This is a genomic window from Novosphingobium sp. GW835-FHT14H07, from assembly GCF_058793515.1.
Genome location: NZ_JBXAFX010000002.1, coordinates 147,420 through 163,375 on the forward strand (window position 1 = coordinate 147,420; position 15,956 = coordinate 163,375).

Here is a 15,956-nt window from a genome sequence, read left to right on the forward strand (position 1 = left end):
AGGCCCCCGCCTGCGCGGGGGCGCACGTCATCCTACCAAATTAAGCCAGCGAGCTATCGATGCCCTTGCAGGCTTCCAGCAGTTCCTTGACCGCGTCGACCGAGACCTGGAGGTTCGACTTGGCTTCGTCGTCCAGCTCGATCTCGATCACCTGCTCAACGCCGTTCGCGCCGATCAGCACGGGCACGCCAACGTAGAGGCCGTCAACGCCGTACTGGCCATCGACGTAGGCAGCGCAGGGCAGGATGCGCTTCTGGTCATTGAGGTAGGCTTCGGCCATGGCGATGCCCGAAGCGGCCGGGGCGTAGAACGCCGAGCCGGTCTTGAGCAGGCCGACGATCTCGCCGCCGCCCGAACGGGTGCGCTGCACGATCGCGTCGATCTTCTCCTGGGTGGACAGGCCCATCTTGACGAGGTCGGGCACCGGAATGCCGTTGACCGTCGAGTACTGGGTGACGGGCACCATGGTGTCGCCGTGGCCACCAAGCACGAACGTGTTCACGTCGCGGATCGAGACGCCGAATTCCCAGGCGAGGAACGTGCTGAAGCGCGCCGAGTCGAGCACGCCGGCCATGCCGACGACCTTGTTGTGCGGCAGGCCGGAAAATTCGCGCAGCGCCCAGACCATCGCGTCGAGCGGGTTGGTGATGCAGATGACGAAAGCGTCGGGCGCGTTGTCACGGATGCCTTCGCCAACAGCCTTCATCACCTTGAGGTTGATGCCGAGCAGGTCGTCGCGGCTCATGCCCGGCTTGCGGGCAACGCCTGCGGTCACGATGATCACGTCGGCACCGGCAATGTCGGCATAGTCGTTGGTGCCGGTGATCTTGGCGTCGAAGCCTTCGACCGGGCCGCACTGCGAAAGGTCGAGCGCCTTGCCCTGCGGCACGCCTTCGACCACGTCGAACAGGACGATGTCACCCAGTTCCTTCTGGGCGGCGAGGTGGGCCAGCGTGCCCCCGATATTGCCTGCGCCGATAAGCGCGATCTTCTTGCGTGCCATGCTCTACGGTCCTTTCCCGTTCGCGGGGACAAGCATACAAATGCCAGCAGAGCTTTCGCCCAGGTCCCTCCCGTGCCCCGCGAGACAGGAAGGTTCTGGCAGAATGAATCGGGCCCTAGGCCCGCGCGCACACGAATGCAACCGCGAAAACCCGCTATATCCGGGGTTTTTGTGATATCAGTTCGCAATAGCAAAAGGTCTGTTTCCGAGGTGTTGCGCAACCTCGCAATGCAACGTCGGCGGGCAATCTATCTGACCAGCAAAAAGCCCCGGCGTCTCCGCCGGGGCTCCATTTTGTTTTTCCTCTCCGCAAACTCTTGCGCGGATCAGCTGCGCTTGCGCTTCAGGAAGTCGCGCGCCATCCGCCGGTCGAGCGTCGCGCAGACCTCGACCCAGAATTCCACGCGGCTCGGCTCGCCGCTGCGTTCGGCAATGACCGCAGCGTCTCGTGCGCGCGCCGCCGCCGAGAAGCCATGCGCCGCAAACAGCCGCAGCGCGGCGTCCAGCGCCTCATCCTGACAGATCGAGCCTGCCCCGTTGTCGTTTACCGCCCGCAGGTGCCGCGCCTGGATCCGTCGCGAAAGACAGGGGGAAATGATGCCGTAACGGGGGGCAAATCGCAGCATGGTGCCTCAACTCTCTGACGGCGCCGGGGACAATCGGTGCCGTTCTCCACGACCCCGCCCTAGACCCACCTGCGCTAAGAGTGTGTGTGACGACACGGTAAAGGAACGAATAACCATCCGTCCTGAAACGGTTTTGCGACGAGCGGAATGGAACAGGTCTGCGGAATCCCGAACCCGCTCGTCCTGAGCCTGTCGAAGGACGCAGGCGCAGCATCAGATGTCTCCACAAGCTCAGCATGAGCGGACTTCACCGTCTGCTCAAGCCCCCGGCTGCGCGATCCACTTGTTGGCGTTCTCGTACCCCGGCAGCACCGACCCGCTTCCCGAAACCGGCGCGCTGGTCGCGCCCGCCTTCACCCCCGGCAGCACTTGCGGGCGGACGAGGTTCTGCTGCGCCGCAGCTTGCGGAACCGCCGCCACCGGAGCAAGTGTCGCGGCAGCACCCGGCGCCACGATCCGTCCTTCCTCGAACGCCTTCTCCAGCGCCAGCGGATCGGCGATGTCGACGGGCGAGGGCGTCCATGTGCGCGGATGCGGCGCGGCAATCGGCTCGCCGCCGAGATAGCGCGCGGTGAACGCCGCCGGACGCCCCGCTGCCCCTGCCCAGCGATAGAAGCGATGCGCCCCGATCGTGCCGATGAACGAAAGGCTCGGCGCCCAGTAGGGATGCACCGCCGTCGTATGATAGTGTGTCGCCAGCCCCACCGGCGCATAGACATAGCCGGCCAAGGCATCGGCCGCCACGCGTCGCGCCCGGTCCCAGAACGCCTTCATCGGCTTCCTTGCCAGCGAGCCATCGCACGCGAACGAGAACTGGCAGCCCGGCCGCTCCGACCCTTGGTAGACTACGCCGCACACCGTGTTCGGCCATGCCGGATGCGCCACGCGGTTGAGCACCACTTGCGCCACCGCGCGTTGCCCGCCGTCAGGCTCGCTCGCCGCCTCATAATAGATTGCTGCGGTCAGGCACTGCAGAGCCCGCCAGCGGTCCTCGCTCGACCCGGCCGCCGACACCGGACGGGCCGAGTGGATCTCGGCATCCGAATGGCTCTGGTCCCATTTCGCCTGCGCTTCTGTCGGCGCGATCAGTCCGCTGTCGCTGGTGTCGAGCCAGTAGAACGCCGAGCCCGGAAAGCTGTCACCCCCGCGCTCGAACGGTTGCAGTCCCGCCATCTGCGCGCGCGCGACAGCCGCTTGAACGCCGCCCGGTTCGCCCCACCCGGTCGGCCCGAGCAGCAGACCCAGCACGCCGAACATCGCCACGCCGCCCAGCCGCTGCCGCATCAGCGAAGGCGCGCGCAAGGCGTTGCGGATCGAGCGCATATCCCGGCGCCGGATCCGCGCCGCAAAATCGCGCGGACGCTGCTCGCCATAAGCCGTCGCTGCCACGCCGGGCAGTTCGATCGGGCGATAGGCAAGCTCGAGAGGCATGGGGCTGGGCTGAATCCTGAAAATCCTCAATTGCGCTAACCTTTTGCGCCCCCTCGCGCACGGCCGCATTTCCCGCTGTCCCGATGCGGCACAAGCTCCTGCGATCCGGTTAACCTCCACCGCCGACTTGCCCCGAAGTACGTAGTTCCTCTTGCAGCGCAGCAAAGTTCCCGCTAGTTCCCCGCGCCGACGCCAACGGTGCCCGGTAACACGGGCTAAGAGGGAAGCCGGTTCCAATCCGGCGCTGCCCCCGCAACTGTAACCGGAGAGCGCGCTGTCCAGTGATGCCACTGGTGCCGGATTCGATCCCCGGTACTGGGAAGGCGGGCAGCGGGCGATGACCCGGGAGCCAGGAAACCTGCCGATGGTAGTCGTTCCGCGGCCGGGCGGGGTGTACCGGGCGCACGCGACGAGGCGCGCCAGATTCATGGCCCAGCGCACCTCTCGCCATGGACGGCATCAACCGTTCGTGGCCGGAGTTGCGTCCTGTGAAGAAGTACCTGCTTTCCGTTTCTGCCCTTACCCTTGCGACGCCTGCGCTTGCCCAAGGTACGGACGACGTCGTCGTGGCTGACTACAAGATCGACCCGGCAACCATCACCGTCATTGCCACCGGCAGCGAAACCCCGCTCAGCAAGACCGGCCAGCCCGTCACCGTCATCACCGCCGACGAAATCCAGTCGATCCAGGGCCCCGACATCACCCGCGTCCTCGAACGCGTCCCCGGCCTGACAATTACCCGCAACGGCGGCCCCGGCAGCTTCACCGGCGTGCGTCTGCGCGGCTCGGATGCCGAGCAGGTCCTCGTCCTCGTCGATGGCGTTCGCCTCGAAGACGTCTCGGCCCCCTCGGGCGGCTTTGACTTCGGTACGCTGACCCCCGGCGGCGTCGAGCGGATCGACGTGCTGCGCGGCTCCAACTCCATCGTCTGGGGCAGCGCGGCCATCGGCGGCGTGATCGCGGTCCAGTCGCGCGATCTCAACGGCATTGAAGCCAGTGCCGAACTGGGCGCGAACGACAGCTATCTCGCCGATGCTGCAGCAGGCATCGCGTCAGACTTCGGTGCGCTCACCCTCAACGGCGGCTACAGCCGCAGCGATGGCGTCTCGGCCGCAGCGGTCGGCACCGAGCCCGATGGCTTCCGCCAGTGGCGCGTCGGCGGGCGCGGGCGCATCAACCTCTCGCAAGACCTCGCAATCGTCGCCACCGCCCGCTATGCCGACACCCGCACCGACATAGACGGCTTCGCCCCGCCAACCTACAGCTTCGGCGATACCCCTGAGTATCAGGACACGCGACAGGCCTCGGGCCGCATCGGACTGCGCTTCACCGGCAGCAATCTCACGCTCAACACCGGCTTCGCGATCTCGGATACCAAGCGCGACTACTACGACCCGACCTTCGGCACTGATCCGTCCTACGGCTACAAGGGCCGCTCGGAGCGCGTTGACCTGACGGGCCGCGTCAACCTGCCTGCCGATTTCACGCTCGATTTCGGCGGTGACAGCGAATGGACGCGCTTCTCGAGCACTTTCGATGCACAGGCCAAGGCCAACCTCACCTCGGGCCACGCCCTGCTTGGCTGGAGCAGCGATCGCGCCAGCCTCGCCGCCGGTGTCCGCATTGACGATCACAGCCGGTTCGGCACGGCCTGGACCTTCGGTGCCAACGGCGCGTTCGAATTGGTCGATAACCTCCGCCTGCGCGCCAGCTATGGCGAGGGCTTCAAGGCCCCGACGCTCTACCAGCTGCTTTCAAACTATGGCAACGCCGCGCTCAACCCCGAACGCAGCAAGAGCTACGACGCCGGCCTCGAATGGGGCGCGCCCTACGGCAAGCTTCACGCTGCGGTCACGGTCTTCCGCCGCGATAGCCGCAACCTGATCACCTTCGTATCTTGCGCCAGCCTCAACGCCTGTGCCACGCGTCCTTTCGGCCTCTACGACAACGTCGGCCTTGCCCGCGCACAGGGCGTCGAAGCCGAACTCGGCGCGCGTCCTACCGACACGCTCCACCTGCAGGCCGCATACACCTACCTCGAAACCGAGAACCGCACGCGCGGCACCGCCAACTTCGGAAAGGACCTCGCGCGCCGTCCTGCCCACGCGCTGACCCTCTCGAGCGACTGGACATCTCCCCTCGCAGGCCTCACCCTCGGTGCCGACTTGCGCCTCGTCGGAGACAGCTTTGACAACGCGTCGAACACCCGCCGCCTCGATGGCTACGCGTTGACCACCGTGCGCGCCAGCTTCCCCCTGACCGAGAAGGTGGAACTCTACGGCCGTGTCGAGAACCTGTTCGACGTGAATTACCAGACCGTCGCCGACTACGGCACCTGGGGCCGCTCTGCCTATATCGGCATCCGCGCGAAGTACTGATGGCGAGGCGTTTCGTCTCGCTGGCGAAACGCCTTCTGCTCCCCTCCCGCATGCGGGAGGGGGTGGGGGAGGGCATGTTCTCCCGAACCCCCCTCGCCAGAACGGCCCTCCTCCTCACTGCCGCCGCCTTGAACAGCTGCATCCCCCAAGGCAAGGCCACTCCCGAATCCCGCGCAACCGCGCACCCGACCATCGTCAGTCTCAATCCCTGCACCGACGCGATCCTCGCCGAAGTGGCAGATCCGGCGCAGATCCTCGCCATTTCGCACTACAGCAAGGACCCCCGTTCCGCCTCGATGGACGCGCGCCTCGCAAGCGTCCTCCCGGCCACGCGCGGCACGGTCGAGGAAGTGCTGGCACTCAAGCCTGATCTCGTGCTCGGCAGCACGTTCATCGATCCCGCCACGGCCAGCGCCTACCAGCGCCTTGGCCTGCGCCTCGAAACCCTCGGCATGGCCAGCACCATCGAGGCCAGCCAGGAGCAGATCCGCCAGATCGCCACGCTCTCCGGCCATCCGGAGCGCGGCGAGGCGCTGATCGCCCGGATCGACGCCGCACTTGCCGCCGCAGCACCGCCAGCCGGAGTGCGCCCTGTCGAGACCGTCGTATGGCAGTCGGGCGGCATGGTCCCCGGTGATGGAACGCTGATCGCCGATCTTTTGCGTCGCACTGGCTACACCAATTTCGCCGCTGCCCGCGGGCTCGGCCAGGCCGACCTGCTCCCGCTCGAAAAGATGCTGGCCGACCCGCCCGAACTGATCCTCGTCGCCGGGCAGAGCGCCGAGACCGGAAAAGGCGACGACCGCGTCCTGTCACATCCCGCGCTGAAGGCGCTCAAGTCCACCCGCCGCGAGCGCCTCGATCCGAAACTCCTCTACTGCGGCGGCCCCACCCTGATCGCCGCCGCGCAAAGGCTGGCGCAAGTCCGCAATTCCTCCCCGGCAGGGGGAGGGGGACCATCGAAGGTGGTGAAGGGGCACTCGCGGTGACCCGCCCCGTCATTTCCCTTTGCGCCGCCCTGGCACTGGCCCTCCCGCTCTCGCTCCTCGCCGGGCAAGTGTGGATCGACCCCTTCGGCGCCCCCGTCCCCAACGCCACCGCGATCCTCATGGAATTGCGCCTGCCCCGCGCGCTTCTTGCCCTGACGCTCGGCGGGGGCCTGGGCGCTGCCGGCGCGGCCATGCAAGGCTACCTGCGCAACCCGCTGGCTGACCCCGGCCTCTTCGGCATCGCCCCGGCTGCAGCGCTCGGCGCGGTCCTCTCGTTCTACACCGGCTACGAAACGCAAGCGCTCACGCTCCCGCTCTTCGCCCTCGTCGGAGCCGCCGGAGCCATGGCCCTGCTTGCCCTGATCGCCGGGCGAAGTGGCGGCATTGCACTGTTCACGCTGGCGGGCATGATGATCGCCAGCCTTGCCGGGGCCATGACCAGCCTCGCCATCAGCCTTTCGCCCAATCCCTTCGCCCTGTCCGAGATCGTCACCTGGCTGATGGGGGCGCTGGCCGATCGCGGCTGGCACGAGGTGCGCCTGGCCGCCCCGCTGACCATCCTCGGCCTCGCTGCCCTGTGGCGCGCCGGCCCCGCGCTCGATGCCCTTGCCTTGGGCGAGGCCGCCGCCCGCTCTCTGGGAGTCGAACCTGCGCGCCTTCTTGGCATCATGATCGTCGCCATCGGCCTGATCGTCGGCAGCGGGGTCGCGGTGGCGGGCATGATCGGTTTTGTCGGCCTGATGGTCCCGCACTTCGTCCGCCCGTTCACCGACCAGCGCCCCTCGGCCACGCTCCTCCCCTCCGCCCTGGCCGGAGCGCTGCTGCTGCTTGTCGCCGATTGCCTGTGCCGCGTTCTTCCGCTGCAAGGCGGCGAGCTGCGCCTCGGCATAGCGCTCAGCCTTGCCGGCGCGCCGTTCTTCCTGCGCCTGCTCCTCAAGCTGCGGAGGGAACTGGCATGATGCTAGAAGCGCTTGGGCTGACCATCCCCCACCGCCTGCAGGGCGTCACCGCGCAACTGCGCGCTGGCGGTGTCACTGCCATTGTCGGTCCCAACGGTGCAGGCAAGTCCACGCTGCTTGCCGCGCTTGCCGGCCTGATCGAGCCCGCAACCGGCACCGTCACCCTGGCCAGCCAGCCGCTGGCGCAGATGCTGCCGCAGGAGCGCGCGCGCCGCATCGGCTATCTTCCGCAATCGGGCGAGGTCGCGTGGAACCTCTCGGTCCGCACGCTCGTCGGACTTGGCCGCCTGCCGCACCGCGCAAGTCCCGCCGAGGATGGCGAAGCCGTCGCCCAGGCCATCGCGACGATGCAGCTCGAACCTCTGGCCGAGCGCTCGCTGTCCACCCTGTCAGGGGGCGAGCGCGCCCGCGCCCTGCTTGCCCGGGTGCTCGCCACGAAGCCGCACTGGATTCTGGCCGACGAACCGCTCGCCGCGCTCGATCTTGCCCACCAGCAGGCCTTGATCCAGCGCCTGCGTGGGCTCGCGGAAGAGGGCAGGGGAGTCGTGCTCGTCGTCCACGATCTCGCCCTGGCGATGAACCATGCCCATCACGTGGTCGTGCTCGACAGGGGCCGCATCGCTGCACAGGGCAAGCCACGCGATGCTCTCTCGCAGGAGGTCATCGCCCGCGTCTGGAATCTCGATGCACGCTGGCTGGGTGAGCCCGGCCACATGGCGCTGGCGATGTAGAAGGCGCTAGGCCGCGGTCGGGGCGATCTGGTCGTTCTCGTGACGATGCTCGGTCATCGCGGCGGCAAAGTCGGCTGCGAAATAGGCGGCAAAGCTCTCGCGCACCCGCATCGAGATCGCCGGACGATCCTCGCGCGCGCCAGCGCTGCGGCAGAACAGGCTCTGCGCCGGCGGGTTGCCGGATGCTGCCGGAATTGCTGGCAATGTACGGTCGGCGCTCATGCTTGGTGGCCCTGAAACCCTATCTTTGGTTAGCAGGCCCTAGCAAAGTTTCGTCACGCGCGATTGTATGGTTTCGACAAACTTACGTAGTTTGCCGACGAAATTTCCCCTCAGAGTAGCCATCATGCACCTTTGCGCACGCAAGGATTGTGATGAAAATCACATGCTTGCCCCGTCTTTACGTTCGCGCCCTTACGGGTTTGCCTCTAGTTCTAGTCATCGGGTTGCCCGGTGCGGAGATTCGGGCAGCAACAGAGGGCAACATGATCACGACGCTGCGCAACGCCACCGCCACCCTTTCGCTTGCAACCTTGCTGGCCTCATGCGGCGGTGGCGATGGTGGCGGCGGCATGGCATCCACGCCTCCGCCGGTCACATACAAGACGCTTGCCGAACTGTCCGGCGATCAGACCTTCCAGTCGGGCGGAATTACCGGCGTGCCCGTCGGCCCGGAACTCAGGAACCAAAGCACCCTTGCTTTCGGCCAGGGCGTGGAGATCAGGTATTCGGCCGCGACCGATTCCTACAACCTCAACAACGGCAGTGGCCTAGTTGTCGAATTTGCGCCCGCGCAGGTCGTCAATCGTAACGATACGACCGTCACCTGGCAGAAGCCTGCCGGCAACGGCGCTGTCGATTTTCTTTCAATCTCCAATCCCAGCGTCAACGGTGTGAAGCTCAGCTACGCGCTGTTCGGCAACTGGACGCATTATCAGCCGGGAGCGGACCGATCTTACAGCCTTGTCGGCGGCGTGCCCACCCAGGCCACCGATGTGCCGCGTAGCGGCAGCGCCACTTATGCGACCCAAGTCGTCGGGCTCGCCGCCAGAAGCGGGCAGGGCTACTACCTGATTGGTGAATCGACCGGCACATTCTCGGCCAATTTCGGCAGCAATTCGGTCAGCACCAGCCTGACGCTCGCGGGCAAGGCACCCAACAGCACCGTGGTCACCTCGTTTGGCAATTTCAACGGCACCGGCACGATCAGCAGTTCCGGCCCGGGCTTCACCGGCACGCTTTCGGGAAGCAACGCTTCGGGCGCCTTCAGTGGTGCATTCTTCGGCCCGCGCGGGATCGAGGCTGGCTACACCTTCTTCCTCAATGGCACCACTGACACCACGCTCAGCATTCAGGGCGCTTTGTTCGGCAAGAAGAACTGAGCCCGTTCCTGCTTTCAACAAGGTGGGGGGCATCCGCAGGTTGGTGGAGCGGCCCGAATGGGACAGCGCCTTGCAGAAAAGGGCGAAAACCAACCTCTTTGCCCCCTCCGGAAAGCGGGAGGGGTTGGGGTGAGCCTTCCTCGCACGCGGTCCCACGACTAGAAGTCTCCAAAACGTGATTAAAATCACACAATTGATCCAAATAGATGTTCGCGATTAACATCGGTTCTGGCTAATTCTTCCTCCGAATTGGTGTCTGAATACAGGGATTCGGGCCAGCAACGGGGGCAACCGTGAACCGCAAGATTTTCGCCACAACAGCCACGACAACGCTCGCCCTCCTGCTGGCCTCATGTGGCGGTGGTAGTGGCGGCGGTGTGAGCAGCACGCCAACGCCTGTTCCCACTCCGACGCCGACGCCGACGCCCACGCCCACGCCCACGCCCGCGCCCACTCCGACGCCTACGCCTACGCCTACGCCAACCCCCACACCGACGCCTACGCCGAGCGCGAATTCGGACCTGATCGGAACGCTCGCGACCGAGAGTTTCGCCAACCTCTCCATGCGCGCAACCGCCACGGCCAATGGAGAGAGTACGCGCGGCAGCGTCGCCAGCCAGACAGCTACAATCCGTTACGATGCGGCCAAGAAGTCCTATACCTTAACGACGGGTGGTGGTTCGATCACCTTCGGGCCGGGCGATCTTGATAGCGCCAGTTCGAACGCCGTCGCCACCGTCTACACGAGGAAGTCAGGTTCGACGACCGACGTTCTGACGCTTACCAAGGCGGGCACATCCGGCCTTGCTACCTACAAGTATGTCGGAAGCGCCTTCTGGGAACACACGCAGCTATCGAGTTCATCGGGAACAGGCAGCGTGGATGCGTTTGTTTATGGCATCCCCACTTCGGCCAGTGCTGTACCGCGTAGCGGCACTGGCGCCTACGAGATTGCCTTGATCGGAGTGGAATCCATTCCGGCGGGCAGTGCTGCGATGGCAGGCAGCGGCGGTGCGGTGGTCGAATTCGATACCGGCAAGATTCGCATTTCCGGCATGATGAAAGGCGTCTATTTCTCAGGCTCCGACATCCAGTTCGATGCAACTGCTGCACTGGCGGCAACGTCCAACAACTTCGCCGGAACCATCAAATGGTCGGACGCGGCGAACTTCTCGGGCGCGCTCAACGGCGAATTCTTTGGCCCTGCTGCTGAGGAATTGGGCGCCGTTTTCAATGCTACTGCACCGGACGGTCGGGTCGCCGTAGGCACGATCACCGGACGAAAGGGTGCTGTCGGCAACACGCAGTTCACAGAGGGAAGGCTGGCCAACACGCAGAGTTTCAGCACAAGCGCGCGCAGACTGGACTTCAAGTCTCAGGATAAATCGTTCAATTCAAATACGCTAGGCGATTTCACCAACCAATCACTAAGGCGTGAACCGCTGCAACTCACTTTTGATGCCGTGACTAAGAAGTATACGGTTACGACACCTGACACGTCCTATACTCCTTACGAACATGATGGCGGAAGCACTTATCAGGACGATGCTACCGGGCTGCTCCTTCCGACTACACAAACTTACTCCGCCGTAGGCTTCTTCAGACAGCGCACTGGAGGAACATCGCTCGATCCGCAGCTTTCGTATCAGATCGATTACTTCATTTACGGCATGCCGACAGCGAGCAGCGCGGTGCCGCGGAGCGGGTCAGCTGACTACAAGGTCCATATCGACGGACTGGCAATCGACAACGATTTTACTGACGCATTGAACGTTGTCGGTAATGGCGTGCTTTCCGCCGATTTCGCTACTGGCCGTCTCGATCTGGCCACATCAGTTGGCTTGGGCGAAATCGACTACATCTCTGGCCACAACCCTCAAAGCACCACCGGGGTTTTTAGGGCCTCGGGCACAATCTCCAGCACGGCAAACACCTTCTCGGGCAATCTGACGCTCGACGGGATCGGCAACTACTCCGGCACATTTGATGGCAGCTTCTTTGGTCCAACGGCTCAGGAAGTCGCAGCAACCTGGTCGGCCGCCGATGGCGCCGACAAGGCCATTGGGACGATCATCGGTGCGAAGGATGCCAGTCTGACTGCGGCCCGAACGCCGCTGGGCGATTACACCACGCAAACGACATTCAGTGCGATCACGCTGCGCGATCATGGCGTATCCGATCCGGCGACCGTCACCTATAATCCCGCAACGGGCGCCTATCTTTTGCGTTTCACGCCCGAATACTCGAACATCACGTACGCCACCAAGTTTGAGCAGACAGACATCGACCCGGCGAAAAGTGACGCCAGCCGTACATGGTACGATCGTGGCGTCACCGCGAAGGGCTACGTCTTCAAGCCGGGCGACCAGAACCCCGTTCTGAAGCTGACTTACGCGACCTTTGCCGATTTGCAGGTGCGTGCGACGTCCTCCAATCCTCCAGACGCAATAAATGCCCAGTACTTCGTCATTTACGGCAATCGGACGCCTTATGCCCTACTACCGCGCTTCGGCTCTGCTACGTACGATGGGATTATCCGTGGACGAGGGCGCGCCAACGCGATCTCGTATGAAGGTACGTTCTCGGGCACAGCCACCGCGACGGCAAATTTCGCAGACATGAAGCTAGGCGCGACGGTTAACATCGTCGCCGACGATAGCACTGCATCGCCCGTGGGTACGTTCTCCTACACCGCGAACATCATCACGACGGACGGAACGACCTCGCTATTTCGTGGCTTTGCCACCACGCAAAATGGTGCTTCCCGTGGTCAGATCGAAGGCGGGTTCTTTGGTCCGAACGCGAACGAGATCGGTGCGGCGTGGTTTGTACAGCGGAATGGTCTTACCACCGGGCTCGACATCGGCGGCATACTGATCGGCAAGAAGAACTGACGGCTTCCGCCGCTCAACGCCCGCAGTATTCGTAGCGCCCGGCTTGGCACGCCGCCACCGCGCGGCGCCATTCGGCCATGCGCTGCTCGTAATCGTCCTGGGCCTGGGCATAGCCGCGGTCGGCATCGCGGCCTCCACGGCCACTGCGGGCGTTGTGCTGGCGCCACGCCGCCCAGTCTTTCGCATAGCGGGCATCGCGCTCGCGCACGCGGGCTAGTTCCTGCTGGTTGAGCTTGCGGATGATCGCCCGGTCGCGTTCGCGCGCGGCCTGCGTGCGCATCTGCGGGTCATGGGGATCGTCGGCCAGCGCCACGCCCGGCAGAGCCACAACCCCAAGCGCCAGCGCGCTGCACATCATCCGCACGTTCATTCCCGAGACCCTCATGTTATCGCTGCTTCATCCCGCGGCCGCGGCACCCGCGCAATCCACCTTGCGCCGAACCGTTGGCACCCGGTCGCAGCCACCGTCCCTTTCGTCGCGACCGGGGATGGGGAAGCGAAACCGTGCCCCCGAAAGCCCATATTGCACTGCAATGGTCCGCTCCCCACATGGCGCTTGCAACCGGGCCGGCACTCGCGTCCGAATCCCTTGCGAAACCCGAACAAATATGGAACACCGCCGCGCATGTCTCTCACTACCATTTCCGTCCGCGGCGCCCGTGAACACAATCTCAAGGGGATCGACGTCGATCTCCCCCGCGATAGCCTGATCGTCATCACCGGCCTCTCGGGCTCGGGCAAGTCGAGCCTCGCGTTCGACACGATCTATGCCGAGGGCCAGCGCCGCTACGTGGAATCGCTCAGCGCCTATGCGCGCCAGTTCCTCGAGATGATGCAGAAGCCCGATGTCGAGCATATCGACGGCCTCTCCCCTGCCATCTCCATCGAGCAGAAGACCACCAGCCGTAACCCGCGCTCGACCGTCGCCACCGTCACCGAGGTCTACGACTACATGCGCCTGCTCTGGGCGCGCATCGGCGTGCCCTACAGCCCCGCCACCGGCGAGCCGATCAGCGCGCAGACCGTCAGCCAGATGGTCGACCGCGTCATGGCCCTGCCCGAAGGCACCCGCGCCTACCTGCTCGCCCCGGTCGTGCGCGGCCGCAAGGGCGAATACCGCCGCGAGCTCGCCGAATGGCAGAAGGCCGGCTACACCCGCGTCCGCATCAACGGCGAGATTATGCCGATCGAGGACGCGCCTGCGCTCGACAAGAAGCTCAAGCACGACATCGAGGTGGTGGTTGACCGTATTGCCGTCCGCGACGGCATCCAGACCCGCCTGGCCGACAGCTTCGAACAGGCCCTCAAGCTGGCCGACGGCCTTGCCTACGTCGATCTCGCCGATGGCGTCGTCCCCGGCCGCGAGGAAGAATCGGACGCCAATGGCAAGAAGGGCGCCCAGAAGACGGGAATGAAGAAGACCGGCCTTGCCGCCAACCGCATCGTCTTCTCCGAAAAGTTCGCCTGCCCCGTCAGCGGCTTCACCATCGAGTCCATCGAACCGCGCCTGTTCTCGTTCAACGCCCCCCAGGGCGCATGCCCCGCCTGCGACGGCCTCGGCGAAAAGCTGCTGTTCGATCCGCAACTCGTCGTCCCGAACGAGAACCTTTCCTTGAAGCAGGGCGCCGTCGTCCCCTGGGCCAAGAGCAACCCGCCGTCGCCCTATTACATGCAGGTTCTCGCCAGCCTCGCCGCGCATTTCGGCTTCAGCCTCGATACGCCGTGGGACGCGCTCAGCCCCGAGGTCAAGATCGTCATCCTCTATGGCACCGCCGGCAAGGCGGTGCCGCTGACCTTCATCGACGGCAAGAAGAGCTACACCGTCAACAAGGCCTTCGAAGGCGTGATCGGCAACCTCAACCGCCGCATGCTGCAAACCGAAAGCGCCTGGATGCGCGAGGAACTGGGCAAGTTCCAGACCGCGCAACCGTGCGAGACCTGCGAAGGCAAGCGCCTCAAGCCCGAGGCGCTGTCGGTCAAGGTCGCCGGGCGCGATATCTCCTCGGTCACCCGCCTTTCCGTCGCCGCCGCGGTCGAATGGTACGCCAATCTCGATAGCCAGCTCACCAGCCAGCAGAGCCAGATCGCCAGGGCCATCCTCAAGGAAATCAACGAGCGCCTCGGCTTCCTCAACAACGTCGGCCTCGATTACCTCAACCTTGATCGCACCTCGGGAACCCTCTCGGGCGGCGAGAGCCAGCGCATCCGCCTCGCCAGCCAGATCGGCTCCGGCCTCTCGGGCGTGCTCTACGTGCTCGACGAACCCTCCATCGGCCTCCACCAGCGCGACAACGACCGCCTCCTCGAAACCCTCAAGCGCCTGCGCGATCTCGGCAACACCGTGATCGTGGTCGAGCATGACGAGGACGCCATCCGCACCGCCGATCACGTCGTCGATCTCGGCCCCGGCGCGGGCGTCCACGGCGGCGAGATCGTCGCGCAGGGCACGCTCGACGATATCCTCAACAACCCCAACAGCCTCACCGGCCAGTACCTCACCGGCGCGCGGAAGATCGAAGTCCCCAAGACGCGCCGCAAGGGCAACGGCCTGTTCATCGGCGTGGAGGGCGCACGCGCCAACAACCTCCAGAACGTCAGCGCCAAGATCCCCTTGGGCACCTTCACCTGCGTCACCGGCGTATCCGGCTCGGGCAAGTCGAGCTTCACCATCGACACGCTCCACGCCGTCGCCGCCCGCACGCTCAATGGCGCGCGCGTGATCGCCGGCGCGCACGATCGCGTCACCGGGCTCGAACACTGCGACAAGGTGATCGAGATCGACCAGTCGCCCATCGGCCGCACCCCGCGCTCCAACCCCGCCACCTACACCGGCGCCTTCACCCTGATCCGTGACTGGTTCGCCGGCCTCCCCGAAAGCGCCGCGCGCGGCTACAAGGCCGGCCGCTTCAGCTTCAACGTCAAGGGTGGCCGCTGCGAGAAGTGCCAGGGCGATGGCCTGATCAAGATCGAGATGCACTTCCTCCCCGACGTCTACGTCACGTGCGAGGAGTGCGACGGCAAGCGCTACAACCGCGAAACGCTCGAGGTGAAGTTCAAGGGCCTCTCCATCGCTGACGTGCTCGACATGACGATCGAGGACGCCGAGGAGTTCTTCAAGGCCGTGCCCCCGATCCGGGACCGGATGCACATGCTCAATGAGGTGGGCCTGGGCTACGTCAAGGTCGGCCAGCAGGCGACGACGCTATCGGGCGGCGAAGCCCAGCGCGTCAAGCTCGCCAAGGAACTCGCCCGCCGCAGCACGGGGCAGACGCTCTACATCTTGGACGAGCCCACCACCGGCCTCCATTTCGAAGACGTGCGCAAGCTCCTCGAAGTCCTCCACCGCCTCGTCGAACAGGGCAACTCGGTCGTCGTGATCGAACACAACCTCGACGTGATCAAGACCGCCGACTGGATCATCGACCTCGGCCCCGAAGGCGGCGTCCGCGGCGGCGAGATCGTCGCCGAAGGCACGCCCGAACAGGTGGCGAAGAACCCCCGCAGCTTCACCGGCCAATACATGGCCCCCCTCCTGAAGCGCTGACCCCAAAAGCCCTCTCCCC

Annotated in this window: 12 protein-coding genes and 1 riboswitch; of the genes, 7 read left to right on the forward strand and 5 right to left on the reverse strand. The window is 65.0% G+C overall.

Translation table 11 applies throughout. The features are described from left to right. Window positions 1-40: 40 nt before the first annotated feature. From mdh to AC1Q5P_RS02740, 3 genes are all read right to left on the reverse strand, one after another. Entirely contained in the window at window positions 41-1,003 is a 963-nt protein-coding gene (mdh, locus tag AC1Q5P_RS02730; RefSeq protein ID WP_039337385.1) for a malate dehydrogenase, read from the reverse strand. A 326-nt stretch (window positions 1,004-1,329) separates the two neighbouring features. Continuing rightward, on the reverse strand, window positions 1,330-1,629 hold the full coding sequence (locus AC1Q5P_RS02735) for a hypothetical protein (RefSeq protein WP_039337386.1): 300 nt from the start codon (window positions 1,627-1,629) through the stop codon (window positions 1,330-1,332). 258 nt (window positions 1,630-1,887) lie between these two features. Further along, on the reverse strand, window positions 1,888-3,060 hold the full coding sequence (locus tag AC1Q5P_RS02740; RefSeq protein WP_039337388.1) for a cell wall hydrolase: 1,173 nt from the start codon (window positions 3,058-3,060) through the stop codon (window positions 1,888-1,890). Between the two features lie 179 nt (window positions 3,061-3,239). Beyond that, a riboswitch (cobalamin riboswitch) is annotated at window positions 3,240-3,440 on the forward strand. A 69-nt stretch (window positions 3,441-3,509) separates the two neighbouring features. On the opposite strand from AC1Q5P_RS02740, the gene AC1Q5P_RS02745 reads away from it, so the two are divergent. The 4 genes from AC1Q5P_RS02745 to AC1Q5P_RS02760 all read left to right on the forward strand — a co-directional run bounded on the left by AC1Q5P_RS02745 (window position 3,510) and on the right by AC1Q5P_RS02760 (window position 8,117). Then, window positions 3,510-5,438 carry a TonB-dependent receptor plug domain-containing protein gene (locus AC1Q5P_RS02745; protein ID WP_492518076.1) on the forward strand — a complete coding sequence of 643 codons (1,929 nt, stop codon included), beginning with the start codon at window positions 3,510-3,512 and terminating at the stop codon, window positions 5,436-5,438. A gap of 128 nt (window positions 5,439-5,566) precedes the next feature. Further along, window positions 5,567-6,427: an ABC transporter substrate-binding protein gene (locus tag AC1Q5P_RS02750; RefSeq protein WP_492518077.1), complete on the forward strand. Its 861-nt coding sequence runs from the start codon at window positions 5,567-5,569 to the stop codon at window positions 6,425-6,427. Further along, window positions 6,424-7,386: a FecCD family ABC transporter permease gene (locus AC1Q5P_RS02755; protein WP_039337390.1), complete on the forward strand. Its 963-nt coding sequence runs from the start codon at window positions 6,424-6,426 to the stop codon at window positions 7,384-7,386. The genes AC1Q5P_RS02750 and AC1Q5P_RS02755 overlap by 4 nt, the downstream gene beginning before the upstream one ends. Beyond that, entirely contained in the window at window positions 7,386-8,117 is a 732-nt protein-coding gene (locus AC1Q5P_RS02760; protein ID WP_492518150.1) for an ABC transporter ATP-binding protein, read from the forward strand. The genes AC1Q5P_RS02755 and AC1Q5P_RS02760 overlap by 1 nt, the downstream gene beginning before the upstream one ends. A gap of 6 nt (window positions 8,118-8,123) precedes the next feature. Here the strand turns inward: AC1Q5P_RS02760 and AC1Q5P_RS02765 are convergent, their stop codons facing one another. Beyond that, window positions 8,124-8,339 carry a hypothetical protein gene (locus AC1Q5P_RS02765; RefSeq protein WP_039337394.1) on the reverse strand — a complete coding sequence of 72 codons (216 nt, stop codon included), beginning with the start codon at window positions 8,337-8,339 and terminating at the stop codon, window positions 8,124-8,126. A 263-nt stretch (window positions 8,340-8,602) separates the two neighbouring features. Between AC1Q5P_RS02765 and AC1Q5P_RS02770 the strand changes: the two genes are divergently transcribed. Together AC1Q5P_RS02770 and AC1Q5P_RS02775 are read left to right on the forward strand one after the other, a co-directional pair. Then, window positions 8,603-9,499, forward strand: coding sequence for a HupA family protein (locus AC1Q5P_RS02770; RefSeq protein WP_492518078.1), 897 nt, complete (start codon window positions 8,603-8,605; stop codon window positions 9,497-9,499). 293 nt (window positions 9,500-9,792) lie between these two features. Then, window positions 9,793-12,393, forward strand: coding sequence for a transferrin-binding protein-like solute binding protein (locus tag AC1Q5P_RS02775; RefSeq protein WP_492518079.1), 2,601 nt, complete (start codon window positions 9,793-9,795; stop codon window positions 12,391-12,393). Window positions 12,394-12,406: 13 nt separating this feature from the next. Here the strand turns inward: AC1Q5P_RS02775 and AC1Q5P_RS02780 are convergent, their stop codons facing one another. Continuing rightward, complete coding sequence (locus AC1Q5P_RS02780) at window positions 12,407-12,778, reverse strand: hypothetical protein (protein WP_492518080.1); 372 nt, start codon at window positions 12,776-12,778, stop codon at window positions 12,407-12,409. A gap of 240 nt (window positions 12,779-13,018) precedes the next feature. On the opposite strand from AC1Q5P_RS02780, the gene uvrA reads away from it, so the two are divergent. Further along, complete coding sequence (gene uvrA, locus AC1Q5P_RS02785) at window positions 13,019-15,937, forward strand: excinuclease ABC subunit UvrA (RefSeq protein WP_492518081.1); 2,919 nt, start codon at window positions 13,019-13,021, stop codon at window positions 15,935-15,937. The last annotated feature ends 19 nt before the right edge of the window (window positions 15,938-15,956 follow it).